This is a genomic window from Ramlibacter tataouinensis (genome assembly GCF_001580455.1).
Taxonomy (GTDB): domain Bacteria; phylum Pseudomonadota; class Gammaproteobacteria; order Burkholderiales; family Burkholderiaceae_C; genus Ramlibacter; species Ramlibacter tataouinensis_B.
Genome location: NZ_CP010951.1, coordinates 876329 through 899801, shown reverse-complemented (window position 1 = coordinate 899801; position 23473 = coordinate 876329). Strand labels below are relative to the sequence as shown.

At 67.2% G+C, this 23473-nt stretch carries 24 protein-coding genes and 1 tRNA gene; 9 read left to right on the top strand and 16 right to left on the bottom strand.

Features of this window, described 5'->3' with window-relative positions:
- Positions 1-43 precede the first annotated feature (43 nt).
- Entirely contained in the window at positions 44-760 is a 717-nt protein-coding gene (locus tag UC35_RS04410) for an ABC transporter ATP-binding protein (protein WP_061496573.1), read from the top strand.
- A 27-nt stretch (positions 761-787) separates the two neighbouring features.
- Here UC35_RS04410 and UC35_RS04405 read toward each other — a convergent pair whose 3' ends face one another.
- The 3 genes from UC35_RS04405 to UC35_RS04395 form a co-directional block, all read right to left on the bottom strand.
- Complete coding sequence (locus UC35_RS04405; protein WP_061496571.1) at positions 788-1393, bottom strand: outer membrane beta-barrel protein; 606 nt, start codon at positions 1391-1393, stop codon at positions 788-790.
- A 100-nt stretch (positions 1394-1493) separates the two neighbouring features.
- A complete protein-coding gene (locus UC35_RS04400; RefSeq protein ID WP_061496569.1) occupies positions 1494-2465 on the bottom strand; it encodes a Bug family tripartite tricarboxylate transporter substrate binding protein in 972 nt (323 codons plus the stop codon).
- Between the two features lie 189 nt (positions 2466-2654).
- Complete coding sequence (locus UC35_RS04395) at positions 2655-3737, bottom strand: CDP-6-deoxy-delta-3,4-glucoseen reductase (protein ID WP_061496566.1); 1083 nt, start codon at positions 3735-3737, stop codon at positions 2655-2657.
- A gap of 39 nt (positions 3738-3776) precedes the next feature.
- Here UC35_RS04395 and UC35_RS04390 point away from each other — a divergent pair, with 39 nt between their 5' ends.
- Positions 3777-4709 (top strand): NAD-dependent epimerase/dehydratase family protein, encoded by a 933-nt coding sequence (locus UC35_RS04390; protein ID WP_061496563.1) that lies wholly within the window; start codon positions 3777-3779, stop codon positions 4707-4709.
- 248 nt (positions 4710-4957) lie between these two features.
- Here UC35_RS04390 and UC35_RS04385 read toward each other — a convergent pair.
- Positions 4958-5044, bottom strand: a tRNA-Leu gene (locus tag UC35_RS04385).
- A 42-nt stretch (positions 5045-5086) separates the two neighbouring features.
- On the opposite strand from UC35_RS04385, the gene cysM reads away from it, so the two are divergent.
- Genes cysM through UC35_RS04370 form a run of 3 tightly spaced genes read left to right on the top strand, consistent with a single transcriptional unit; the run spans position 5087 to position 6749 of the window.
- Positions 5087-5998: a cysteine synthase CysM gene (cysM, locus tag UC35_RS04380; RefSeq protein WP_145979327.1), complete on the top strand. Its 912-nt coding sequence runs from the start codon at positions 5087-5089 to the stop codon at positions 5996-5998.
- Positions 5998-6525, top strand: a complete 528-nt coding sequence (locus tag UC35_RS04375; RefSeq protein ID WP_061496560.1) for an NUDIX domain-containing protein — start codon at positions 5998-6000, stop codon at positions 6523-6525. Before cysM ends, UC35_RS04375 begins: the two co-directional genes overlap by 1 nt.
- Positions 6522-6749 (top strand): sulfurtransferase TusA family protein, encoded by a 228-nt coding sequence (locus tag UC35_RS04370; protein ID WP_061496558.1) that lies wholly within the window; start codon positions 6522-6524, stop codon positions 6747-6749. Before UC35_RS04375 ends, UC35_RS04370 begins: the two co-directional genes overlap by 4 nt.
- A gap of 13 nt (positions 6750-6762) precedes the next feature.
- On the opposite strand, the gene galU is transcribed toward UC35_RS04370, so the two are convergent.
- Entirely contained in the window at positions 6763-7659 is an 897-nt protein-coding gene (gene galU, locus UC35_RS04365) for a UTP--glucose-1-phosphate uridylyltransferase GalU (protein WP_061496556.1), read from the bottom strand.
- A 109-nt stretch (positions 7660-7768) separates the two neighbouring features.
- On the opposite strand from galU, the gene UC35_RS04360 reads away from it, so the two are divergent.
- A complete protein-coding gene (locus UC35_RS04360) occupies positions 7769-8764 on the top strand; it encodes an NAD(P)-dependent oxidoreductase (protein ID WP_061496554.1) in 996 nt (331 codons plus the stop codon).
- 24 nt (positions 8765-8788) lie between these two features.
- Here UC35_RS04360 and UC35_RS04355 read toward each other — a convergent pair whose 3' ends face one another.
- The 8 genes from UC35_RS04355 to UC35_RS04320 all read right to left on the bottom strand — a co-directional run bounded on the left by UC35_RS04355 (position 8789) and on the right by UC35_RS04320 (position 17776).
- Complete coding sequence (locus UC35_RS04355; RefSeq protein ID WP_061496552.1) at positions 8789-11623, bottom strand: valine--tRNA ligase; 2835 nt, start codon at positions 11621-11623, stop codon at positions 8789-8791.
- Positions 11624-11690: 67 nt separating this feature from the next.
- Entirely contained in the window at positions 11691-12245 is a 555-nt protein-coding gene (gene rfbC / locus UC35_RS04350; RefSeq protein ID WP_061496549.1) for a dTDP-4-dehydrorhamnose 3,5-epimerase, read from the bottom strand.
- Positions 12242-13141 (bottom strand): glucose-1-phosphate thymidylyltransferase RfbA, encoded by a 900-nt coding sequence (rfbA, locus tag UC35_RS04345; protein ID WP_061496547.1) that lies wholly within the window; start codon positions 13139-13141, stop codon positions 12242-12244. The genes rfbC and rfbA overlap by 4 nt, the downstream gene beginning before the upstream one ends.
- Positions 13142-13166: 25 nt before the next feature.
- A complete protein-coding gene (gene rfbD, locus UC35_RS04340; RefSeq protein WP_061496545.1) occupies positions 13167-14084 on the bottom strand; it encodes a dTDP-4-dehydrorhamnose reductase in 918 nt (305 codons plus the stop codon).
- Positions 14084-15148 (bottom strand): dTDP-glucose 4,6-dehydratase, encoded by a 1065-nt coding sequence (rfbB, locus tag UC35_RS04335; RefSeq protein ID WP_061496543.1) that lies wholly within the window; start codon positions 15146-15148, stop codon positions 14084-14086. Before rfbB ends, rfbD begins: the two co-directional genes overlap by 1 nt.
- A 66-nt stretch (positions 15149-15214) precedes the next feature.
- Positions 15215-15415 (bottom strand): DUF2783 domain-containing protein, encoded by a 201-nt coding sequence (locus UC35_RS04330; RefSeq protein ID WP_061496541.1) that lies wholly within the window; start codon positions 15413-15415, stop codon positions 15215-15217.
- The gene (locus UC35_RS04325) at positions 15412-17127 is read right to left on the bottom strand and encodes an FAD-dependent monooxygenase (protein ID WP_061496539.1); all 1716 of its coding nucleotides are present in this window, start codon (positions 17125-17127) and stop codon (positions 15412-15414) included. Before UC35_RS04325 ends, UC35_RS04330 begins: the two co-directional genes overlap by 4 nt.
- Before the next feature lie 28 nt (positions 17128-17155).
- Positions 17156-17776 carry a VOC family protein gene (locus UC35_RS04320; protein ID WP_061496537.1) on the bottom strand — a complete coding sequence of 207 codons (621 nt, stop codon included), beginning with the start codon at positions 17774-17776 and terminating at the stop codon, positions 17156-17158.
- 230 nt (positions 17777-18006) lie between these two features.
- Here UC35_RS04320 and UC35_RS04315 point away from each other — a divergent pair, with 230 nt between their 5' ends.
- The 3 genes from UC35_RS04315 to UC35_RS04305 all read left to right on the top strand — a co-directional run bounded on the left by UC35_RS04315 (position 18007) and on the right by UC35_RS04305 (position 20514).
- A complete protein-coding gene (locus UC35_RS04315; protein ID WP_061496535.1) occupies positions 18007-18429 on the top strand; it encodes a rubrerythrin family protein in 423 nt (140 codons plus the stop codon).
- A 130-nt stretch (positions 18430-18559) separates the two neighbouring features.
- On the top strand, positions 18560-19915 hold the full coding sequence (locus tag UC35_RS04310) for a (Fe-S)-binding protein (RefSeq protein ID WP_061496533.1): 1356 nt from the start codon (positions 18560-18562) through the stop codon (positions 19913-19915).
- 8 nt (positions 19916-19923) lie between these two features.
- Positions 19924-20514, top strand: a complete 591-nt coding sequence (locus UC35_RS04305) for a DUF3501 family protein (RefSeq protein WP_061496531.1) — start codon at positions 19924-19926, stop codon at positions 20512-20514.
- Between the two features lie 272 nt (positions 20515-20786).
- Here UC35_RS04305 and ugpQ read toward each other — a convergent pair whose 3' ends face one another.
- The 3 genes from ugpQ to ugpE are packed head-to-tail and all read right to left on the bottom strand — an operon-like array spanning position 20787 to position 23412.
- A complete protein-coding gene (gene ugpQ / locus UC35_RS04300) occupies positions 20787-21548 on the bottom strand; it encodes a glycerophosphodiester phosphodiesterase (protein WP_061496528.1) in 762 nt (253 codons plus the stop codon).
- A 3-nt stretch (positions 21549-21551) separates the two neighbouring features.
- Entirely contained in the window at positions 21552-22556 is a 1005-nt protein-coding gene (locus tag UC35_RS04295; protein ID WP_061496526.1) for a sn-glycerol-3-phosphate import ATP-binding protein UgpC, read from the bottom strand.
- A gap of 4 nt (positions 22557-22560) precedes the next feature.
- Entirely contained in the window at positions 22561-23412 is an 852-nt protein-coding gene (gene ugpE, locus UC35_RS04290; RefSeq protein WP_061496525.1) for a sn-glycerol-3-phosphate ABC transporter permease UgpE, read from the bottom strand.
- Positions 23413-23473 lie beyond the last annotated feature (61 nt).

Below are 23473 nucleotides of genomic sequence, written 5' to 3'. Positions count from 1 at the left end.
CGAAGGCTCATCGCACCGCAGCCCGCAGGGCGGAGGTAATCCAATGAGCCAGACGCTGTTGAAAGTGAAGGGCCTGAAGGTCGCCTACGGCGGCATCCAGGCGGTCAAGGGCGTGGACTTCGAGGTCCGCGAGGGTGAACTGGTGTCGCTCATCGGTTCAAACGGCGCCGGCAAGACTACGACCATGAAGGCGATCACCGGCGGCCTGCCGATGAACGAAGGCGACATCGAGTACCTGGGGCACAGCATCAGGGGTCGTGGCGCCTGGGACCTGGTCAAGCAGGGGCTGGCCATGGTGCCGGAAGGCCGGGGCGTGTTCGCCCGCATGACCATCACCGAGAACCTGCAGATGGGCGCGCACATCCGCAGCGACAAGGACGGCATCGCCACCGACATGGAGAAGATCTTCGCGATCTTCCCGCGGCTGAAGGAGCGCAAGGACCAGCTCGCGGGAACGCTGTCCGGCGGCGAGCAGCAGATGCTGGCGATGGGCCGCGCGCTCATGAGCCGGCCGAAGGTGTTGCTGCTGGACGAGCCCTCGATGGGCCTGTCGCCCATCATGGTGGACAAGATCTTCGAAGTGGTCCGCGAGGTCTATGCGCAGGGCGTGACCATCCTGCTGGTCGAACAAAACGCCAGCCGCGCGCTGGAGATCGCCGACCGCGGCTACGTGATGGAGTCGGGCGTCATCACCATGAGCGGCGACGCCAAGGCGATGCTCAGCGACCCGAAGGTGCGCGCAGCCTACCTGGGCGAGTGAGCCCGGCCCGGTCCGCCGGGATGGAACTCAGTAGCGGTATTGCAGCCCCAGGTTGGTGGAGCGCACCGGGTCGCGGGTCCCGCCCGCGAAGCGCAGGTCGTGTGTTTCCCATTCGAGGGTGCCCGACAGCCTTGGCGTGAAGTCGTAGCTGACGCCGCCGCCCATCGACATCCCGAATCCCTGCTCGCTGCCGCCGGGCGTGCTCGAAGCGGCCATGGCCGTGGTGTCGGTGCGGCCGTAGGTGGTGCCCACGCGCCCGAACAGGCTCCACGAGCTCGCCAGGCGGGTGCGGCCAACCAGGCTGAGGTTCAAGCCCTCAGCGCGCGATTCGCCGGTGGGGCGAAGCACCCGCCCGAGATCGACATAACCGAACTCCGCGCCCCAGGTCCGCCCGAAGGTCGTGCCCGCATACAGGCGCGCCGTCGGATTGCCCTGATCGCACACCAGCGCCGTGCTGCTGCACGAGCTCTCGTAGTAGCTGCGGCCCATGTTCAGGCCGAGGTAACTGCGCTGGGTCGCCGTTCGCAGTGAATACGGGTCTTTGAAGCCGCCGGAATCCTGCGCATAGGCCGGCGCAAGGCTCGCGCAGACAGCGAGGGTGAGACTCGAAGCAGTGCGGCGGACGGCAGCCATGCGATGCTCCTGAAACCAAGGTGGTTGAGTCACTGTAAGCCTGCGGTAACTCGCACATCTGTAGGACAAAGCCGCACGGCAGAAAAGCAACACGTGAGCCCTAGTCGACCTTGGCTCCCGAGAGTTTGACCACCTTCTCGTACTTGGCAAGCTCAGCTTTCATGAAGCTGCCGAATTCGTCCGGCGTGTTCCACACGGGTTCGGCCATCAAAGCGGCGAAGCGCGTCCTCGCTTCGGGCGACTGGAGCGCCGCCACGAAGGCCGCATTGAGCCTGGAAACCACCTCGCGCGGCGTGCCGGCGGGCGCCACCAGTCCCCACCAGGTGTCGATGGCAAACCCCTTGATCGTGTCGGCTACCGGCGGCGCCTCGGGCAGCGCGGGGGACCGGGCCAGGGTGGTCACGGCCAAGGCCTTCAGCTTGCCGGCCCGGATGTTGGGTGCCGCGGTGGCGAGGTTGTCGAAATTGAAATCGACCTGGCCGGACAGCAGCGCCAGCTGCGCCGGGTTGCCGCCGTTGTAGGGAATGTGTACGGCGAAGATGCCCGCGCCCTGCTTGAACATCTCGCCGGCCAGGTGCCCGGCGCTGCCATTGCCGCCGCTGCCGTAGTTGAGCTTGCCGGGATTGGCCTTGGCATAGGAGATCAGGTCGGCCACCGTGTTGACCTTGAGGCGCGCAGCCGTCTCGGCGTTGACGACCAGCACGTTCGGCACGCGCACCATCTGCGTGATGGGCGCGAAATCCTTGGCCGCGTCGTAAGGCATCTTCGCGAACAGCCAGGGGTTGATCGCGTGCGTGGCCACCGCCGAAATGCCGATGGTGTAGCCATCGGGCGCGGCCTTGGCGACCGCGTCGGCGCCGATGTTGCCGCCGCCGCCCGGCCGGTTCTCGATGATCACGGTACCGAGCGTGTCCTTCACCCGTTCCGCGAGCAGCCTTGCGGTGACATCGATCGGCCCGCCCGCTGCGTAGGGGACGATGAGGCGAATCGGTTTGGCTTGCGCCCAGGCGGCAGGTGCGGAGAGCGTGGCGCTTGCCGCCAGGCCGGAAAGAAGAAGGTGTCTGCGTTTCATGGTTCGGTATTGTTCTGGGCCGGGGACGCAAGCGTCACTGGCACCGCTTCGCTATCGCTTGTGTCTACTCGCTGCGCGCCTGCGACGCAAGCACGCTCTGGTGCTTGTGTCCAGTCGCTGCGCGCCTAGACGCAAGCACGCTCTGGTGGCTTGTGTCCAGTCGCTGCGCGCCTGCGACGCAAGCACGGGCTAAGCTCCGTGCTTGTCGGCTTCGGTCGTGAAGGCGTCGGCGTAGAACTCGTCGGGCGGCAGCTTGGCCTGCGCGGAATACTCTGCGCGGGCCGAATCCACCACGATCGGGGCGCCGCAGGCGTAGACCTGGTGTCCCGAGAGATCGGGGAAGTCCTCCATCACCGCCTTGTGCACGAAGCCCGTGCGGCCGGTCCAGTTGTCCTCGGGCAGGGCGTTCGAGATCACCGGGACGTAGGTGAGATGCGGCATCTCGACCATGCGCTCCCGCACCCAGTCGTCGAGATACAGGTCGGCCGGCCGGCGGCCGCCCCAGTACAGGACGGAGGGGCGCCGGATGTCCTTGAACTTCATGTGCTCGATGACGGCCTTGATCGGCGCGAAGCCGGTGCCCGAGGCCAGGAAGACGATCGGCTTGTCGCTGTCCTCCCGCAGGTAGAAGTGGCCATAGGGACCCTCGACGCGCAGGATCTCCTTTTCCTTCATGGCGGTGAAGACATGGTCGGTGAACTTGCCGCCGGGCATGTGGCGCACGTGCAGCTCGATCGCCGGCGTCGGCGGCACGCCGTCGCGCGGCAGCATGGTGTGAGGGGCGTTGGCCATCGAGTAGCTGCGGCGCGCGCCGTCGCGCAGGATGAACTCGACGTACTGGCCCGCGTGATAGCGCATGGTGTCGTTGGCCGGCAGCTGCAGCCTGACGACCATCACGTCGTGCGACCGCTTCTCGAGTGACATCACCCGCGAGGGCATCTTGCGCACCGGGAATCCGCTTTCGTCGGTGACCTGGCGCGACTCGATCACCACATCGGTCTGGGGAACGGCGCAGCAGGTGAGGATGTAGCCGGCGGCTTCCTCTTCGGCGTTGAGCGCCTTGGTCTGGTGGGTGCCGTGGACCACGGTGCCGTCCAGCATCTTGCACTTGCAGGAGCCGCAGGCGCCGTCCTTGCAGCCGTAAGGCATGCCGATGCCTTGCCGGATCGCGGCCGGGAGGATCGCCTCCCCAGCGTCGACGCTGAACGATCGGCCGCTAGGCTGCACCGACACCTGGAAGGTCCCGGCCGCCTGGTGAGAAGCGTTCGCCATGTTTGGGTATCCTCGAACCTTTGTTGTCTACGCCTGATTTTGCCCTCAATCCAAAGTCCCTACGGCGCACTGCCGTCGCGCTTTCGCCGTGAGCGCGTGCTGATCGTCGGGTGCGGCGACGTGGGCATGCGGGTGGCACGCGAGCTTGGCGGCCGTGTGACGCTGCGGGCGCTGAGCTCTTCGCCCTCGCGCGTCGCCGAGTTGCGCGCAGCCGGCATCACACCACTCATCGGGAACCTCGATGAGCCGCGCTCGCTCGCGCGGCTGGCGGGACTGGCGACACGCTTGGTGCACCTGGCGCCTCCGGCCACCGAGCATTCCGGCGCCTGGTGGCTGGATTGGCGCACGCTGTCGCTGATGCGGGTCATCGCGCGGCGCGGCCGCCCGGCGAGTTGCGTGTATGCATCCACCAGCGGTGTCTACGGCGACTGCGGTGGCGAGCGCGTGCAGGAGTTCCGGCCGCTGCAGCCACGCACGCCCCGGGCGCAGCGCCGGCTTGATGCCGAAAGGCTGATGCGCCATTTCGGGCGTCGCGCCGCGCGCGTGTCGCTGCTGCGGGTGCCCGGGATCTACGCGGCGGATCGCCCGGGCGGGCCGCGCGAACGGCTGCTTCGCGCCCATCCGGTGCTCGAGGCCGCGGACGACGTATATACGAGCCACATCCATGCCGACGACCTGGCGCGCGCGCTGCTCGCCGCGCTGTGGCGCGGCGCGCCCCAACGCATCTACAACATCTGCGATGACACGCAACTGAAGCTCGGGGACTACTACGACCTGGCCGCCGACGTGTACGGCTTGCCCCGGCCGCGGCGTGTGTCGCGGGTGGCCGCAGCCGACGAACTGCCGCTGTCGGTGCTCAGTTTCATGAATGAATCGCGCCGCCTGGACAACAGCCGGCTCAAGCGCGAACTGCGCGTGCGGCTGAGATTTCCCACGGTCGGCGAAGGATTGCGCTCGGCCCCTTGCCGTTGACACGCGAGACGGCGCGGCGCGCAACGCGATTCGGACAGGGCCCGTTGCAAGGACTTGATGGGGATGCAGCGAGGCTGACGCCTGGCTGGTGTCGGAGGCCGGAATCCAGCGCACGTGGTGCGCTTTCATTTCGGGCCCTGCCGGTTCGAGGCCGGTCGAAGGCACGCTGGTGCCGGAGGCCGGAATCCAGCGCACGTGGTGCGCTTTCGTTTCGGGCCCTGCCGGTTCGAGGCCGGTCGAAGGCACGCTGGTGCCGGAGGCCGGAATCGAACCGGCACGGGTTTTACCCCGGGGGATTTTGAGTCCCCTGCGTCTACCAATTTCACCACTCCGGCGGGCAAGGGTGAGGAGCCGGAAATTATGGCACAGTGATGTGCATGAATCCTCCGTCCTATCCCAGCATCGAAGACGCCGTCGGCAAGACGCCGCTGGTGGCCTTGCAGCGCATTGGCGCGGCCGCCAACCGTGAGCGCGGCAACATCGTTCTGGGCAAACTCGAGGGCAACAACCCGGCGGGTTCGGTGAAGGACCGGCCGGCGCTGGCGATGATCCGCGGGGCCGAGAAACGCGGCGAGATCAAGCCGGGCGACACGCTGATCGAGGCCACCTCCGGCAACACCGGCATCGCGCTGGCGATGGCCGCCGCGATCAAGGGCTACCGCATGCTGCTGATCATGCCGGAAGACCTGTCCGTCGAGCGCGCGCAGACCATGAAGGCCTTCGGCGCCGAACTGCTGCTTACGCCCAAGAGCGGCGGCATGGAATACGCGCGCGACCTGGCGGAAAACATGCAGCGCGAAGGCAAGGGCCGGGTGCTGGACCAGTTCGGCAACGCCGACAACCCGCGGGTCCACTACGAAACCACGGGGCCGGAGCTGTGGGACCAGACCAAGGGCCGCATCACGCACTTCGTGAGCGCCATGGGCACCACCGGCACGATCACCGGCGTGTCGCGCTATCTCAAGGAGAAGAATCCGGCCATCCGCATCATCGGCGCGCAGCCGAGCGAGGGCTCGCGGATTCCCGGCATCCGCAAGTGGCCGCAGGAATACCTGCCCAAGATCTACGACCCGAGCACCGTGGACGAGCTGGTCTACGTGTCGCAGGATGATGCCGAGGAGATGTGCCGCCGGCTGGCGCGCGAGGAAGGCATCTTCGGCGGCATCTCGGCGGCTGGCGCCTGCTGGGTCGCCCAGCAAATCGCGCACGACGCGCACGATGCGACCATCGTGTTCGTTGTCTGCGACCGCGGCGACCGCTACCTGTCCACCGGTGTCTTTCCCGCGTGATGCAACAAGCTTTCCGCTTTTGCCCCCAGTGCGCGGCGCCGCTGCAGCCGATCGCGCAACTGGAAGACGGCGGCGAGAAGGTTCGCCTGCGTTGCGCCGCTTGCGCCTGGACGCACTGGAACAACCCGACGCCGGTGCTGGCGGCGGTGATCCAGTACCAGGACCGCATCCTGCTTGCCCGCAACGCCGCTTGGCCCGGCCGCCGCTTCGCCCTGATCACCGGCTTCATGGAGGCGGGCGAAAGCCCGCAGGACGGGATCGCGCGCGAGATCAGGGAAGAAACCAGCCTGGAAACCAGCGAGCTGAACCTGATCGGCGCCTACGAGTTCACCCGGATGAACCAGGTCATCATCGCCTACCACGCGGTCGCGCATGGCGAGGTGAAGCTGTCGCCCGAACTTGCCGAGTACAAGCTCTTCGAATACGACGACGTGCTCTGCTGGCCGGCCGGGACGGGATATGCTTTGGCCGACTGGTTGCGCAGCCGCGGCTACGAACCCAGGTTCATGGAAACGTCGCTGAGATGAACATCGACAAGGAAATCGACACCCGCGGGCTCAATTGCCCGCTACCTATCCTGAAGGCCAAGAAGGCGCTGGCCGACATGCAATCGGGCCAGCTGCTGAAGGTGGTGGCCACCGACGCCGGCTCGGTGCGCGACTTCCAGGCCTTCGCCAAGCAGACCGGCAACGAGCTGGTCGATCAGCAGACCGTGGGCGCCGAGTTCATCCACGTGCTGCGGCGGCGCTGAGCCGGCCTGCCGCCTACAGCAGTTCGGTGCGGCACAGGCCCTGGAGGTATTCGCGGAATCCGGCCTGCACCTCCGGGTGCTTCAAGGCGAATTCGACGCTGGCCTCCAGGAAGCCGTGCTTGCTGCCACAGTCGTAGCGCTTGCCCCGGTACTGGTAGGCGTGCACGCCTTCCGTCCCCATCAACTTCGCAATGCCGTCGGTCAGCTGGATCTCGCCGCCGGCGCCGCGCGGGTTCTTCCGGATCTCGTCGAACACCGCCGGCGTGAGGATGTAGCGGCCGGCCACACCCATGCGCGAGGGCGCATCCTCGGGCGACGGCTTTTCGACCATGCGGTCGACCTTGATGAGTCGCTCGCCCGCCGGCTGCCCGGCCACGATGCCATAGCGCTTGACGTGCTCCCGGGGGACTTCCTGGACTGCTAACAAAGATGTCGGTTTTTCCCGGAAGACTTCGACCATTTGTGTCAGTACCCCGGGGCCGCCGTTGTCGCCAATCATCAAGTCGTCGGCCAGGAGCACCGCAAACGGCTCGTTGCCCACGAGGGGCGCGGCGCAAAGCACGGCGTGCCCGAGCCCCAGCGATCGCGGCTGGCGCACGTACGAGCAGTCCATGTCCTCGGGCACCGAGCGCACCAGGCTCAGCAGGTCGAGCTTGTGGTTGGCGGTGAGTTCGTTCTCCAGCTCGTAGGCCGTGTCGAAATGATCTTCGATGGCACGTTTGTTGCGACCTGTTACGAAAATCATGTGGCGGATGCCTGCGGCGTAGGCCTCCTCCACGGCGTATTGGATCAGTGGCTTGTCCACGATCGGCAGCATTTCCTTCGGCTGTGCCTTGGTCGCCGGCAAAAACCGCGTACCGAGGCCTGCTACGGGAAAGACCGCCTTGCGAATCTGTGTAAATTTGTACATGGACCTGTGTTACGAATACAGCTAAAGTGCACCTGACCGAAAACAGAGGGGAAGGCCAGAGTATCCGGCTGGAGTTCAGCGGTTGTTGTAAGACAAGGACGAATCGCGGGTGAACATCTTACTTCTCGAGCGCCTGGTGCCTGAGGCGCTTGCCTGGCTGGACGAGCGGCATGCCGTCGACTGCCGGCCGGAGCTGGCTGCTGACCTGACCGCGATCCGCAAGGTTGTGTACAAGGCGGAGGCCGTGGTGCTGCCACGCAAGGTCCAGGTGACCCGCGAGTTCCTGGACTTCGCGCCCAGGCTCAAGGCCATCGCCCGCATGCACGTGGGGACGGACAACACCGACCTGGAAGCCTGCCGCGGGCGCAATGTCCGCGTGATCCAGGCCACCACCGCCAACGTCCGCTCCAACGCGGAGTACCTGCTGGCAGCACTGTTGCTGCTGATGCGGCGGGGCATCGGCTCCTCGCTCATCGGCGATCGGCACGCCGAGATCCGGCTCGGCCGGGAGCTCAACGGAAGCGTCGTGGGCATCTTCGGCCTGGCACCGACCGCCCACACGCTGGCGCTCATGCTGCAGCCGCTGGGCGCCCGGCTGATCGGCTACGACCCGGCCGTGCATCACACCGCCCCCATCTGGCGGCGGCTGCAGATCCAGCCCATGAGCCTGCCGGACATGCTGGCGCAGGCCGATGCGGTCTCGGTGCAGGTGATGTACGCCTCGCGCTACGAGGGCTTCATCAACGACAAGGTGCTGGCGCACTGCAAGCCCGGCCAGCTGTGGGTAGGCACCAGCCGGTCGCACCTGTTCGACAGCCAGGCGCTGGCCGCCGCGCTCACCGATGGCCGGATCGAAGCCTGCATGATCGATGGCGCCGAAGCCGGTTTTGCGTCCCGGGGCACGCCCCTGCACGAGCTGCAGAACCTGTTCCTGACGCCGCGGATCGGCTCGCATACGCGCGAGTCGCGCCTGCGCGCGAGCTGGTACGTGGCCCACCGCATCCACGAGGCGCTGTCGCCGCGCGCCACCGAACCCCTGGTCAGCGCGACCATGGGCCTGGAACCCGAGGGCGCGCCGCGCCGGTCGGAGTTCATCATCCGCTGAGAGCCCGGCGGCAGCCGGCTCGGCTCAGCCCAGGCGAGCCAGCTGGTCCTGGATCTTTTCCAGCGTCGCGGTGAAATCGGCGATGCGCTTGCGTTCCTGCTCGATCACCGCGGGCGGGGCCTTGGCCACGAAGGATTCGTTGGCCAGCTTGCCGTTGGCCTTGCCCAGTTCGGTCCGCAGGCGCTCGGCTTCCTTGGCCAGCCGGGCCTTCTCGGCCGCCACGTCGATCTCCATGTACAGGCAAAGGCGCGTGGCCCCGACCACCGCAACCGGGGCGGCCTTGGCCGCGGCGGCCCAGGCGCCGGCGTCATCGAACAGCTTGAGGTCGGCCAGGCGCGCCAGCGCCTGCAGCACGGGCGCCGTCTCGCGCATGAAGGCGGCATCCTCGGCGGATTCGGTCACCACGTAGGCCGGCAGCCGCGTGGCAGGCGACACGTTCATCTCGCCGCGCAGGTTGCGGCAGGCATCCACCACGGATTTCAGGCGCGCCACATAGGCTTCGGCCGCCGGGTCGATGGCGGCGCTGTTCGAGGCGGGGTAGGGCGCCAGGCTGATCGATTCGCCGTCCTTGCCGGCCACCGGGGCCACGACCTGCCACAGCTCCTCGGTGATGAAGGGGAGCACGGGATGCGCCAGGCGCAGGATCGCCTCCAGCACGCGGATCAGCGTGCGGCGGGTGCCGCGCTGCCGGTTCGCATCGCCCGTCTGGATCTGCACCTTCGCGATCTCCAGGTACCAGTCGCAGAACTCGTCCCAGACGAACTGGTAGACCGCGGCAGCGACGTTGTCCAGGCGGTACTCGGCAAAGCTCTTGGCCACTTCGGCCTCCGCGCGCTGCAGCAGCGAGACGATCCAGCGGTCGGCCTGGGTCTGCGTCGCGCCCGCTTCCGCGAGGTCTTGGCCCTCGCAGTTCATCAGCACGAAGCGCGAGGCGTTCCAGAGCTTGTTGCAGAAGTTGCGGTAGCCCTCGCAGCGCTTGGTATCGAAGTTGATGTTGCGGCCCAGGCTGGCGTAGCTGGCCATGGTGAAGCGCAGCGCATCGGCGCCGTAGGCGGGCATGCCCTGCGGGAATTCCTTGCGCACCCGCGCCATCACCTTGGGCGCCGTCTCCGGCCGGCGCAGGCCGACGGTCGATTTGTGCAGCAGCGTGTCTAGGTCGGCGCCCTGGATCAGGTCCACCGGGTCGACCACATTGCCCTCGGACTTGCTCATCTTCTTGCCTTCGCTGTCGCGCACCATCCCGTGGATGTAGACGCTGCGGAAAGGCACCTGCCCGGTGAAGTGGGTGCTCATCATGATCATGCGGGCGACCCAGAAGAAAATGATCTCGTAGCCGGTCACCAGTACCGAGGAGGGCAGGTACAGGTCCAGCTCCTGTGTCTTGGCCGGCCAGCCCAGCGTCGAGAAGGGCACCAGGGCCGAGGAGTACCAGGTGTCCAGCACGTCCTCGTCGCGGCGCAGTTGCTTGCCGGGCGCCTGCGCCTGCGCTTCCTGCTCGTTGCGGGCCACGTAGATGTTGCCGTCCTCGTCGTACCAGGCCGGGATCTGGTGGCCCCACCAGAGCTGGCGCGAGATGCACCAGTCCTGGATGTTGTTCATCCACTGGTTGTAGGTGTTGACCCAGTTCTCCGGCACGAAGCTGACGGCGCCGGACTCCACCGCGTCGATGGCTTTCTGCGCGATCGATTTGCCGGTGGGATCCTTGTCGCTCACCTTGCTGACGGCGACGAACCACTGGTCGGTCAGCATGGGCTCGACGACCTGGCCGGTGCGCGCGCAGCGCGGCACCATCAGCCGGTGCTTCTTGGTCTCGGCCAGCAGGCCCTGCGCCTCGAGGTCGGCGACCACCGCCTTGCGGGCAGCGAAGCGGTCCAGGCCGCGGTACTTCGCCGGCGCGTTGTCATTGATCCTGGCATCCAGCGTCAGTACGCCGATCATCGGCAAGCCGTGGCGCTGGCCCACGGCGTAGTCGTTCGGGTCGTGCGCGGGCGTGACCTTGACGACGCCGGTGCCGAACTCGCGGTCCACGTACTCGTCGGCGATCACCGGGATGTCGCGATCGCACAGTGGCAGCTTCACCTTCTGGCCGATGAGCTGCCGGTAGCGCTCATCATCGGGGTGGACCATCACGGCGACGTCGCCGAGCATGGTCTCCGGGCGCGTCGTCGCCACCGTCAGCGCGCCGGAGCCGTCGGCCAGCGGATAGCGGATGTGCCAGAGGAAGCCGTCTTCCTCTTCGCTTTCCACTTCGAGGTCGCTCACCGCGGACTTCAGTTCCGGGTCCCAGTTCACCAGCCGCTTGCCGCGGTAGATCAGCCCCTGCTCGTACAGGCGCACGAAGGTTTCGGTCACGACGTTCGACAGCTTGTCGTCCATCGTGAAGTACTCGTGCGACCAGTCCACGCTGGCGCCGAGGCGCCGCATCTGCGAGGTGATGATGTTGCCGGACTTCTCCTTCCACTCCCACACCTTGGCCACGAAGTTCTTGCGGCCGAGGTCGTGGCGGGACAGCTGCTGGTCCTGCAGCTGGCGCTCCACCACGATCTGGGTGGCGATGCCGGCGTGGTCGGTGCCGGGCACCCACAGCGTGTTGAAGCCGCGCATGCGGTGGTAGCGCGTCAGGCTGTCCATGATCGTCTGGTTGAACGCATGGCCCATGTGCAGCGTGCCGGTGACGTTGGGCGGCGGCAGCTGGATGGCGAAGGCGGGCTCGCCCTCGCGCGCCTGGCCGGTGCCGCGCCAGCCCGCCCGCGCGTAGCCGCGCTCCTCCCATACGGAACCCCAGCGCGCCTCGATGGGCGCGGGTTCGAAGGACTTGGAAAGGCTGTTCAGGCCCGGCTGGGCGGTGGTGTCGTTCATGGGTGGGGGATGGCGATGGCAGAAGGCCGCCGCTGCCCCAATTTTATTCGCCCCGCGAAAGCAAACCTCAGTCGTACAGCGGGCAGTGCCTCCAGGCGGCCGCCTGCAGGTCCTTGGCCGAGAGCGTCGGGGCGCCGTCGATGGCCGACAGCGGCCACTCGATGGCGAGATGGGGATCGTTCCACAGCAGCGCGCGTTCGTGCTGCGGCGCGTAGTAGTCGGTCGCCTTGTAGAGGAAGTCCGCGGTTTCGGACAGGGTGAGGTAGCCGTGCGCGAACCCGGGCGGCACCCACAGCTGGCGGTGGTTTTCCGCGCTCAGCTCCACGCCCACCCATTGGCCGAGGCGCGGCGAGGACCGGCGCAGGTCGACCGCCACGTCGAACACCCGGCCCGACACCACGCGCACCAGCTTGCCCTGCGGCTGCTGGATCTGGTAGTGCAGGCCTCGCAGGACGCCCCGGCTGGAGCGCGAGTGGTTGTCCTGCACGAATTCGACCGCGGCGCCCGCCGCCTCGTCGAAACGTGCCTTGTTCCAGCTTTCCGTGAAGAAGCCCCGCTCGTCCCCGAACACTCGGGGCTGCAGCACCAGGACCTCGGGCAGGTGGGTGCGTTCGATGATCACCAGGCGCCCCCCGCCTTCAGCAGGCTGGTGAGGTACTGCCCGTAGGCGCTCTTGCCCAAGGCCTGGGCCAGGGCCAGCAACTGGTCGTCGCTGATCCAGCGGTTGCGCCAGGCGATCTCTTCCGGGCAGGCGACCTTCAGCCCTTGCCGCTGCTCGAGCGTATGGATGAACTGGCTGGCCTCCAGCAGGCTCTCGTGCGTGCCGGTGTCGAGCCAGGCGAAGCCGCGGCCCATGGTGCGCACGCTCAGCTTCCCGTGTTCCAGGTAATGCTGGTTGACGCTGGTGATTTCGAGCTCGCCACGCGCCGATGGCCGGACCTGGGCAGCGACGTCGCACACGTCCCCGTCATAGAAGTAAAGACCGGTGACCGCGAAGTTGCTCCTGGGATGCAGCGGTTTCTCCTCGATCGAGGTGGCGCGCCCCCGCTCGTCGAAAGCGACCACGCCGTAGCGATGCGGGTCCTTCACGTGGTAGGCGAACACCGTCGCCCCGTCGGCCTGCGCATTGGCGTCCTGCAACAGCTTGACGAGGTCGTGTCCGTAGAAGATGTTGTCGCCCAGCACCAGGGCGCTCGGGCCGCCGTCCAGGAAGGCGCGCCCGATCAGGAAGGCCTGGGCCAGTCCCTCCGGCCGGGGCTGCACCGCGAACTGCAGGTTCAGCCCCCACTGCGAGCCGTCACCGAGCAGCTGCTCGAAGCGCGGCGTGTCCTCGGGCGTGCTGATCACCAGCACGTCTCGGATGCCGGCCAGCATCAGCGTGGCCAGCGGGTAGTAGACCATCGGCTTGTCGAACACCGGCAGCAGCTGCTTGGAAATCGCCAGTGTGGCCGGATGCAGGCGAGTGCCGGCGCCACCGGCCAGGATGATGCCCTTGCGCTTGCCGTGCTGTTGGGACATGCGAGTTCTTTCTGTGCGGAGCGTGTCAGGAAGCGGCAAGCGCCTGCCGGGCCAGTTCGGCGACGACTGCCGAGACCCCATCCTGCCACGGGGGCAGGTGGATGCCGAAACCCGAGCGCAGGCGCGTGGTATCCAGCCGCGAGTTGGCCGGCCGCGGCGCCCGCGCCGCGTAGTCGGCGGTGGAGATCGCCCGCACCTGCGAGGACCGCGCCCGCAGGGGAAGGCCGGCGGCAGCGGCTTGCTCGATGGCGAAGCAGGCGTAAGCGTGCCAATTGGTCTCGCCGGCGCCGGCCAGGTGGTAGACACCCGCCCGTGCCATGGCATCGGGGTCCTGGCGCAGCTGCCGCAGCGCCAGCGCCGTGACGTCGGCGATGAGCGCGGCCCGGGTGGGGGCTCCCCATTGGTCGCTGACCACGCTGAGCTCATCGCGGTCGCGGGCGGCCTTGAGGATGGACTTCAGGAAGTTCCCGCCCCAGGTCTCGAAGACCCAGCTGGTCCGCAGGATCAGGTGGCGCGGCGTCGTCGCCACCGCCAGGTCGCCCTGCAGCTTGCTCTTGCCGTAGACGCCCAGCGGCTCGCAGGGATCGGTTTCCCGCCAGGGGCCCGCGCCGTCACCCCGGTAGACGTAGTCGCTCGAATAGTGGACGAGCCAGCAGCCGGCCTGCGTGCAGGCCTCGGCCATGGCCTCGCATGCGCGGGCGTTGATGGCGAAAGCCAGCTCGGGCTCGTCTTCGGCACGATCCACGGCGGTGTAGGCTGCCGCGTTGACCACCGCCTGCGGACGCAGCGCGAGGATGGCGTCACGGATCGCGGCAGGCTGCAGCAGGTCGCCGCAGCAGGGGGTGCCCTGGCGCTCGGCGACGACGACTTCGCCGAGCAGCGACAGGCTGCGGCGCAACTGCCAGCCCACCTGCCCGCGGCCGCCGAAGAGCAGGACCTTCATCAGCGCGCCGCCCGCGAGTGGTATTGCTGCTCCACCCACTGCCGATAGCTGCCACTGGTGACCGACTCCACCCAGGCGGAGTTGTCCAGGTACCACTGCACCGTCTGGCGGATGCCATCGGCAAACCGCATCTTCGGCTGCCACCCGAGTTCGGCGGCCAGGCGCGAATCGTCGATCGCGTAGCGCCGGTCGTGGCCGCGGCGGTCGGTCACGTGGGTGATCAGTCCGGCGTGGGGCGTGGCGCGCGGGCGCAATTCGTCGAGCATGGCGCAGATGCCGCGCACCACGTCCAGGTTGGTCATTACGGAGCGCCCGCCGATGTTGTAGGTCTCGCCCGGCCGCCCCTGGGCCAGCACGGCCCGCAGGGCGCTGCAGTGATCCGACACATGCAGCCAGTCGCGCACCTGCATGCCGTCGCCATACACCGGCAAGGGCTGCCCGCGCAGGGCATTGTGGATGACCAGGGGGATCAGCTTCTCGGGAAACTGGCGCGGACCGTAGTTGTTCGAGCAGTTGGTGGTGATCGTCGGCAGCTGGTAGGTGTGCCACCAGGCGCGCACGAAATGATCGGCCGACGCTTTCGACGCCGAGTACGGGCTGTTGGGCTGATACCGGTGGGCCTCCGAGAAAGCCGCGTCGGTGGGCTCCAGCGAGCCGAACACCTCGTCGGTGGAGACGTTCAGGAAGCGGAAGGCGTGCGCCTCCTCGGGCGGCAGGGTCTGGACCAGCTCCTGCGCGGCCTGCAGCAGGTTGACGGTGCCGGTCACGTTGGTGTCGACGAAGGCAGAGGGCGCCGCGATCGAGCGGTCGACATGGCTTTCCGCGGCGAAATGGACGATGGCGCGCGGCTTCCACTGCTGGAACAGGTCGCGCATCAGGCTCTTGTCACGGATGTCGCCGTGCACGAAGTGATAGTTGGGATTGCCGGCCGCGGCCTCCAGGTTGCCCGGATGGCCCGCGTAGGTCAGCGCGTCGATGTTGAGCAGCGGCTCTTGCTGGTCGCGCAGCCAGTCCAGTACGAAGCAGGAGCCGATGAAGCCGCATCCGCCGGTGACGAAAATCATGATGTCCAGTGTCGAAAGCTGAACAATACCAGCCCGCGGCCGCGTCCCCCGCCCCGGAACACTGCCTCAGCTGCCTCCGGGCGCGGGCATCTGCCGGGCCGCCTGCACGCAATCGGCGAGCACCCGGGCATCGCCGACCTGGTTGGCCAGCAGCAGGATCAGGCGGGCATCCAGCAGCCGTGACTGCTCGTCCGACAGCCCCTCGTGGGCGTCGAGGAGCTGCTCATAGAAGCCATCCGCGTCCTGCAGGTTCAGGGCTGTTTTCATGCGTGAGCCTCCACGGCGCCGAGCGCGTTGCCGACGGCGTCGACCAGCGACGCGTCCACGGTTTCGCCGGTCGCCGCAACATAGGCGTCCGGGCGCAGCAGCGCCCAGGCATGACCGAAAACATGGCACGCCGCCTGCAAGTTGCCGTGCGGATCGCGCACGTACTCGGCCGCGTCCGGCGCGGCGTCCAGGTCCAGCACCTGCACACAGCGCAGCGGCGCGCTGTCGGCCAGGTCGCGCAGGCGCCGCAGATTGGGGGCGGCGATGTCGCCGAACAGCAGCAGCAAGAGGTGGCCGCCGGCCCAGCGCAGCAGGTCGTTCACGCGTCCTTCGGAGCCGTCGGACCATTGGAAGGAGGCGTTCTGCACCGGCTGGCCGCCGCCGGCCACGCAGGCGCTGGAGCGGGTGTAGGGATTGGCGATCGCCATGCGGCCGGTGTTGACGAACTGCCGCGCGAAAACGTACTGGCGCGCCAAGCCCAGGGCCGCGTCCCGGAACAGTTTTTCCACCGGGCCGGAAGGGCGCAGGAAGCGCGCCGTCCGGTTGGTGACCAGCACGTTCTGCCGGGCCGCTTCATGCCTTTCCTCGTGATAGCTGTCGAGCAGGGCGGGTCCGGCCTGGCCCTTCACCACCGCCGCCAGCTTCCACGCCAGGTTGTCCGCATCGGCGATGCCCGTGTTGCCGCCCCGGGCACCGAACGGGCTCACGACCTTGGCGGCATCGCCCATGAAGTACAGGTGCCCGTGGCGCATCTGGTCCACGCATTCGCTGCGATAGGCATAGGGGCCGACCCAGACGATCTCCAGCTCGCAGTCGGCGCCGAACTGGCGCTCCAGGCGCTCACGCACCACCGCCTCCCGGCTGACCTGCTCGGGGTCCGCGTTGGGCGCCATCTGGTAGTCGATGCGCCAGACGTTGTCGCCCATCAGGTGCTGCCACACGGCCCGGTTCTCGTTGAACGGTGCCTCGATCCAGGTGTGGCGCTCCACCGGCGGGTGCTTGGAAAAGCGCACGTCGGCAATGCACCAGCGGTCATCGCCCTTTTTGGCCGTGACCGAGGCGCCGACCCAGGCGCGGAAGGGGCTGCGCGAACCGCTGGCGTCGATCACGTGGTCGGCCCGGATCTGGTAGGCGCCGGCCGGCGTGCTCACGCTGAGCGTGGCGCCCGCACGGTCCTGCTCGAAAGCGGTGACCCGGTTGCTCCAGCGCAGTTGCACGGAGCCGAGTTCCCGGATGCGGTCGACCAGGAAGGCCTCGATGTAGAACTGCTGGATATTGATGAAAGGCGGCTGGCTCGACAGGCTGTAGCTGCTCTGCTGGCGCAGGTCGAACGAATAGACCTCGTCCCGGCCGGCGAAGGTTCGGCCGACGCTCCACTGGATGCCCTTGGCGACGATCCGCTCGTAGATGCCCAGCCGTTCGAAGATCTCGAGCGAGCGCTGCGTGTAGCAGATGCCGCGCGAGGACGCGCCCTTGACGCCGACCGTGTTGTCCTCGTCCAGCAGCACCGCGGCCACCCCGTAGTGGGCGAGGCAGCAGGCCATGGTCAGCCCGGCCAGGCCGCCGCCGACGATCACGATGGGATGGTGGCCGGCCTGGCCCGACGCGAGCTCGGGCGGCGCGACGAAGGGGTATTCGGGCAGCACGTAGCCCGTGCCCTGGGCGAACTCGTAGCTGTTGGTGAACGCGGTGTCAGCGAAACGCTCCCCCATGCGGTCTCCTTGAGCTGGCGTCAGGCCCTCATTGCGGCTTGGCAAACTCCGGCCGGTCGTTGCGCTGCGGCTTGAGCGGCTCGGCCGCGTTGCCCGCCGCGCGCTCGCGGCGCCACTGTTCCTTGCGGGCAGTCCATTCGTCCAGGCGGGCGCGCGCCGTCTTGCTTTCCTCCAGCATCTGGAACTCGTCGGCCAGCTGGGCCGTCAGCTCGAGGCGAATGCCGTTGGGGTCGAAGAAGTAGATGCTGTGGAAGATGTGGTGGTCCGTGATGCCCAGCACTTCCACACCATGGGCTTCCAGCCGCGCCTTCATGTCGTGCAGCGCCTGCATCGAGTCGACCCGGAAGGAGATGTGGTTCACCCACTTGGGCGTGTTCGGTGAAGGCTCGCAGGCCTGGTCGTCCCCCAGGTCGAAAAAGGCGATAAAGGAGCCGTCCTGCAAGCGGAAGAAGAAGTGTGTGTAAGGGCAGTACTCGCCGGTGCTGGGAACATGGTCGCTCTGGATGATGTGGTAGAGCGGCAGCCCGAGGATGTCCTCGTAGAAGCGCCGTGTCTCTTCCGCATCCCGGGCGCGATAGGCGAAGTGGTGCAACTGCTGAATCGGTGGCGGCGCCGGCAGCGCGGCGGCGGCTTTCGATGCGGCGGACATGGCTCTCCTTCGAGGTTGGCCGGATCGTGGGGGTGCTTTGAAGGGTAATCGTCCGGGTCATCGAACGCTAGAGCGTTATACTATGTTTATAGATTGATTGATAGTCAAAAACAATCGAGTGCATTGACGCATCCAATTAGACGGAGCATTCGACGCGGGATAGGCTGCCTTGGTCTTGGTCCCGCGCGCGCGGTGGCCGAGTCGCATCGTCATCAACCCAAGGAGATTCCATGGCAGCACTCAAAGGCTCCAAGACGGAAGACAACCTGAAGGCCGCCTTCGCGGGCGAATCCCAGGCCAATCGCCGCTACCTGTACTTCGCGAACAAGGCCGACGTCGAAGGCCAGAACGACGTGGCGGCGCTGTTCCGCTCCACGGCCGAAGGCGAGACCGGCCACGCGCACGGCCACCTGGAGTGGCTGGAGCAGTGCGGCGACCCGGCTACCGGGCTGCCCATCGGCGCCACCCGCGACAACCTGAAGGCGGCGGTCGCCGGTGAGACCCACGAGTACACCGACATGTACCCCGGCATGGCCAAGACGGCCCGCGAGGAAGGCTTCGACGAAGTGGCCGACTGGTTCGAGACGCTGGCCAAGGCCGAGCGCTCCCATGCCAATCGCTACACCAGGGCGCTGAACGAACTGGTCGACTGAGACCGCGGCACCGGGGTGGGCCCCGGTGTATGACGAATGGCGGGGTGCCTGCGCGCGATCCGCCATTCGTCATGCAGCTTCACGCAGGACGCTGCCGACAACGATGTGAACAGGCATCACGGGAGAACAGATGACCGCACCCCGCGAAGGCAGCCTGGAGGCGCCGACCAGGCACCCGATCGATTGGAAGAACCCGGCCTTCTACGATGAGGAAGCCGCGTTCAAGGAGCTCGAGCGCATCTTCGACATCTGCCATGGCTGCCGGCGCTGCGTCAGCCTGTGCAACTCCTTCCCGACCCTGTTCGACCTGGTGGACGAGGGCAAGACCGGCGAGGTCGACGGGGTGGACAAGCAGGACTACTGGAAGGTGGTCGACCACTGCTACCTGTGCGACCTGTGCTACATGACCAAGTGCCCCTACGTGCCGCCGCACGAGTGGAACGTGGACTTCCCGCACACCATGCTGCGGGCCAAGGCCATCAAGTTCAGGAAAGGCGGCGTCGATTTCGGCTCCAAGCTGCTGTCCTCGACCGACCTGCACGGCCAGCTGGCGGGGATTCCGGTCGTGACGCAGGTGGTCAATGCGGTGAACCAGACCGCGCCGGCGCGCGCCGCGCTGGAGAAGGGCCTGCACGTGGATCGCCACGCCTGGCTGCCGGCGTTGGCCACGCGCCGGTTCCGCAGCGCCGCGCCCGATTCACCCAAGCTCGAAGTGCGGGACGGCGAGCGCTCGCCCGGCAAGGTGGTGGTGTATTCCACCTGCTACGTGAACTACAACGAGCCGGGAATCGGGCTGGACCTGCTGAAGATCCTGGCGCACAACGACATTCCGTACACGGTCGTGAGCAAGGAGAAATGCTGCGGCATGCCCAAGCTCGAGCTGGGCGACCTGGAGTCGGTGGATGCCAGCAAGCGCGCCAACATCCCGGTGCTGGCGAAGTATGCGAAGGAGGGCTGGGCGATCGTCTCGCCGGTGCCCAGCTGCACGCTGATGTTCAAGCAGGAGCTTCCGCTGATGTACCCGGATGACGCGGAGGTGCAGGCGGTCAAGGAAGCGATGTGGGACCCGTTCGAGTACCTCGGCGCCCGCCGCCGCGACGGCCTGCTCAAGACCGATTTCAGCCGGCCGCTGGGCAAGGTGAGCTATCAGGTGCCGTGCCACCAGCGGGTGCAGAACATCGGCCGCAAGACCGAGGAGCTGCTGAAGATGATCCCGGGCACGCAGGTGCACACCAACGAGCGCTGCTCGGGCCACGCCGGCACCTACGGCGTCAAGACCGGCACCCACGAGGTGGCGATGAAGATCGGCAAGCCGCTGTTCAAGCGCATGTCCGAGCATCCGGCCGGCGGCGCGCCGGACTTCGTCAGCTCCGATTGCGCGCTGGCCGGCCACCACATCGGCCAGGGCTTCGAGCGCAACGCGCTGGGCAGCCCGAAACTCGAACACCCGCTGTCCCTGGTGCGGATGGCCTACGGACTGGATTGAATCGGCTCATGCAACTCACCGGAAGAATCACGCCCGACAACCTGATGTCGCTGGAGGCGTACGCGAAATGGCGCAAGGCGCACAAGCCCGAGGTGGTCGCGCACCGCAAGCTGCGCACCGTGCCGCTGGGCGAACACGTGTCGCTGCAGTTCGAGAGCGAGACCACGATCCGCTACCAGATCCAGGAGATGCTGCGCCTGGAGAAGATCTTCGAGGAAGAGGGCATCCAGGGCGAGATCGAGGCCTATGCCCCGCTGGTGCCGGACGGCAGCAACTGGAAGGCGACCCTGCTGATCGAGTACCCCGACGTCAACGAGCGCCGGCGCGAGCTCGCCCGCCTGATCGGCGTAGAGGACCGGATGTTCGTCGAAGTCGAGGGCCACGAGCGCGTGTATGCGATCGCCGACGAGGACCTCGACCGGGAAACCGAGGACAAGACCTCGGCGGTGCATTTCCTGCGGTTCGAGTTCACGCCGGCCATGGTCCAGGCCGTGAAGGCCGGCGCCGGCGTCAAGCTCGGGTGCGACCACCGCAACTATCCGGCGCACACCAGCATCACGCCCGAGACGCTGGCCTCGCTGGCCAGCGATCTCAAATAAACCTTCGCTAGGGCCTGTTAACGCTATGGGAGGGCTCGCGTGACCCAGGAAACGGGCGCCATCAAGGCGCAAAGCACAGCCGGGGTGGGGCCCCGGCGAGCATTTGCAACGCGGAGGGCGCCCGTTTCCTGGGTCACCCTTCGGGCCGGTGGCTGTCAGGCCGCAGGGCGTCGTTGCGACCTCGTTGTGTGCACGAGCACACGGCCTCGGCCGCGCCTAGCCCTGCAGCCTGACAGCCACCGGCGCGAGCCCTCCCATAGCGTTAACAGGCCCTAGCCCGCGGGCGAGAACAGGTCGACGCGGTCGGTGATGATGCCGTCGGTGCCCAGGCCGGTCAGCCGCTGCACGGTCGCCTCGTCGTTGGGCGTGTAGCTCAGGCAGCGCAGGCCGGCGCCGTGGACCCGGTCGACGGTGGCGCGGTCCCAGAGCGCGTGATTGCACACGATGGCCACGCAGCCAAGCGACTGGGCCACCTCCAGCCAGCCGGACCAGAGCGTTTCGAGCAGCAGGCCGCGCGGCAGGCGCGGGGCGGTGGCCAGCGCGCCTTGCAGCGCTTCCGGCCGGAAGGAGGTGAGCAGCGGCGGCACCGGCGCGTTGTTCCACAGCCGGTCGGCATGGCGCGCCACCACCTCGCCGGTGGGGCGCTCGAAGCCGGGCGTCGGCTTGATCTCGATGTTCAGGAGGTAGTCGTTGGCCAGGCAGAAGCGCGACACGTTCTCCAGGCTCGGCAGGGGCTCACCGGCATAGCGGCCCGAGTGCCAGCTGCCGGCGTCGAGCCGGGCGAGTTCACTCCAGGGATGGTCGCCGCCGATGTTGCTGGGCGCAGGCCCGAAGATCTCCCGGGCATTGGTCGTGCGGTCCAGGGTGGCGTCGTGCATCAGGAAGGGCACGCCGTCCGCGGCCAGCTTGGCGTCGCATTCGAACATGCGAAAGCCGTACTCTGCGCCCAGGCGAAACGCCGCCAGCGTGTTTTCAGGCGCCAGCTCGCCGGCGCCGCGGTGGGCGATCCAGCGGGGGTAGGGCCAGGGTGGCATCCTTCAGATTCGCTTGCCGGTGCCGGCGTCGAACCAGTGCAGCCGGTCCTCGCGCGGCTTGACGTGGATCACCTGGTCGGGCGCGGGCACCGGATCGTGCTCCGCCACCCGCACGATCATTTGCTCGCCATTCAGGCGCCCGTAGATCAGGCGCTCGGCACCCAGCATCTCGACGGTCTCGGTGCGCACTTCCCAGCCGTCCTGGGCAACGTCCAGGTGCTCGGGGCGGATGCCGGTGATCGCGCCGCTGCGGCCGCCCTGCACGTTCTTGAGCAGGTTCATCGGCGGCGAGCCGATGAAGCTGGCGACGAAGGTGGAGGCCGGACGGTGGTACACCTCTTCCGGCGTGCCGAACTGCTCCATGTTGCCTGCGTTCATCACGATCATGCGCTGGGCCAGCGTCATCGCCTCCACCTGGTCGTGGGTGACGAACAGCGAGGTGATGCCCAGTTCGCGGTGCAGCTTCTGGATCTCCAGCCGGGTTTGCGCGCGCAGCTTGGCGTCCAGATTGGACAGTGGCTCGTCGAACAGGAACACCTGCGGCTGGCGCACGATGGCGCGGCCCATGGCCACGCGCTGGCGCTGGCCGCCCGAAAGCTGGCGGGGCTTGCGGTCGAGCAGATGCGACAGCTCGAGGATGCCGGCGGCCTTGTCCACACGCTGGCGGATCTCGGCCGGCGGCATCTTCTTGATCTTCAGGCCGTAGGCCATGTTGTCGAATACGCTCATGTGCGGATAGAGCGCGTAGTTCTGGAACACCATGGCGATGTCGCGCTCGGCGGGCTCCAGGTCGTTGACCACGCGATCGCCGATGCGGATCTCGCCGCCGGAGATCTCCTCCAGCCCCGCCACCATGCGCAGCAGCGTGGACTTGCCGCAGCCGGACGGACCGACGACGACGATGAACTCGCGGTCGGCGATGTCGGCGTTGACGCCGTGGATCACCTGCAGCTCGTGCTTGCCGGTGCCGTAGCGCTTGACCACGTCCTTGAGTTGGATGGCTGCCATTTCTCTATTTTTCAGTATCGACCAGGCCCTTGACGAACCACTTCTGCATCAGGATCACGACCACGGCCGGCGGGATCATCGCCAGCATGGCGGTGGCCATCACCGCGCCCCATTCCGTCTGTGCCTCGCCGCCGGAGATCATGCGCTTGATGCCGATCACCACCGGGTACATATCCTCCTGCGTGGTCACCAGCAGCGGCCACAGGTACTGGTTCCAGCCGTAGATGAACTGGATCACGAACAGCGCGGCGATGGAGGTGGCCGACAGCGGCAGCAGCACGTCCTTGAAGAAGCGCATGGGTCCGGCGCCGTCCATGCGCGCGGCTTCCACCAGTTCGTCCGGCACCGTCAGGAAGAACTGCCGGAACAGGAAAGTGGCGGTGGCCGACGCGATCAGGGGGACCGTGAGCCCCGCGTAGGTGTTCAGCATCCCGAGGTCGGCGACCACCTTGTAGGTGGGCGCAATCCGCACCTCCACCGGCAGCATCAGGGTGACGAAGATCGCCCAGAAGAAGAAGTTGCGGAAGGGGAAGCGGAAGTAGACGATGGCGAAGGCCGACAGCAGCGAAATCGCGATCTTGCCGAGCGAGATCGTCAGCGCGCAGATCAGGCTCACGGTCATCATGCGCGCCACCGGCGCCTTCGACCCCGAGCCGCCCTGGGTGCCGGTCAGTACCGCCTGGTAGTTCTCCACCAGATGGTCGCCGATGGTCAAAGGCATCGGCGGGTGGACGATGGTCTGGGTGTCGTGGCTGGACGCGACCAGGGTGATGTAGACCGGGAGCGCCACGATGAGCACGCCCAGGATCAGCACCATGTGCGACAGCAGGGAAAGGCCGGGACGTCGTTCGACCATGCGAGTGTCAGCCTCCGCCGAGCCGCCTCAAGGAGGCTGAAGCCCCCTCGGGAGGCAGCGA

Bases quoted from the DNA above. Each gene is read 5' to 3' on its own strand.
- UC35_RS04410 (WP_061496573.1), top strand. From the start codon at position 44: ATGAGCCAGACGCTGTTGAAAGTGAAGGGCCTGAAGGTCGCCTACGGC.
- UC35_RS04405 (WP_061496571.1), bottom strand. From the start codon at position 1,393: ATGGCTGCCGTCCGCCGCACTGCTTCGAGTCTCACCCTCGCTGTCTGC.
- UC35_RS04400 (WP_061496569.1), bottom strand. From the start codon at position 2,465: ATGAAACGCAGACACCTTCTTCTTTCCGGCCTGGCGGCAAGCGCCACG.
- UC35_RS04395 (WP_061496566.1), bottom strand. From the start codon at position 3,737: ATGGCGAACGCTTCTCACCAGGCGGCCGGGACCTTCCAGGTGTCGGTG.
- cysM (WP_145979327.1), top strand. From the start codon at position 5,087: ATGAATCCTCCGTCCTATCCCAGCATCGAAGACGCCGTCGGCAAGACG.
- UC35_RS04375 (WP_061496560.1), top strand. From the start codon at position 5,998: ATGCAACAAGCTTTCCGCTTTTGCCCCCAGTGCGCGGCGCCGCTGCAG.
- UC35_RS04370 (WP_061496558.1), top strand. From the start codon at position 6,522: ATGAACATCGACAAGGAAATCGACACCCGCGGGCTCAATTGCCCGCTA.
- galU (WP_061496556.1), bottom strand. From the start codon at position 7,659: ATGTACAAATTTACACAGATTCGCAAGGCGGTCTTTCCCGTAGCAGGC.
- UC35_RS04355 (WP_061496552.1), bottom strand. From the start codon at position 11,623: ATGAACGACACCACCGCCCAGCCGGGCCTGAACAGCCTTTCCAAGTCC.
- rfbA (WP_061496547.1), bottom strand. From the start codon at position 13,141: ATGTCCCAACAGCACGGCAAGCGCAAGGGCATCATCCTGGCCGGTGGC.
- rfbD (WP_061496545.1), bottom strand. From the start codon at position 14,084: ATGAAGGTCCTGCTCTTCGGCGGCCGCGGGCAGGTGGGCTGGCAGTTG.
- rfbB (WP_061496543.1), bottom strand. From the start codon at position 15,148: ATGATTTTCGTCACCGGCGGATGCGGCTTCATCGGCTCCTGCTTCGTA.
- UC35_RS04330 (WP_061496541.1), bottom strand. From the start codon at position 15,415: ATGAAAACAGCCCTGAACCTGCAGGACGCGGATGGCTTCTATGAGCAG.
- UC35_RS04325 (WP_061496539.1), bottom strand. From the start codon at position 17,127: ATGGGGGAGCGTTTCGCTGACACCGCGTTCACCAACAGCTACGAGTTC.
- UC35_RS04320 (WP_061496537.1), bottom strand. From the start codon at position 17,776: ATGTCCGCCGCATCGAAAGCCGCCGCCGCGCTGCCGGCGCCGCCACCG.
- UC35_RS04315 (WP_061496535.1), top strand. From the start codon at position 18,007: ATGGCAGCACTCAAAGGCTCCAAGACGGAAGACAACCTGAAGGCCGCC.
- UC35_RS04310 (WP_061496533.1), top strand. From the start codon at position 18,560: ATGACCGCACCCCGCGAAGGCAGCCTGGAGGCGCCGACCAGGCACCCG.
- UC35_RS04305 (WP_061496531.1), top strand. From the start codon at position 19,924: ATGCAACTCACCGGAAGAATCACGCCCGACAACCTGATGTCGCTGGAG.
- ugpQ (WP_061496528.1), bottom strand. From the start codon at position 21,548: ATGCCACCCTGGCCCTACCCCCGCTGGATCGCCCACCGCGGCGCCGGC.
- UC35_RS04295 (WP_061496526.1), bottom strand. From the start codon at position 22,556: ATGGCAGCCATCCAACTCAAGGACGTGGTCAAGCGCTACGGCACCGGC.
- ugpE (WP_061496525.1), bottom strand. From the start codon at position 23,412: ATGGTCGAACGACGTCCCGGCCTTTCCCTGCTGTCGCACATGGTGCTG.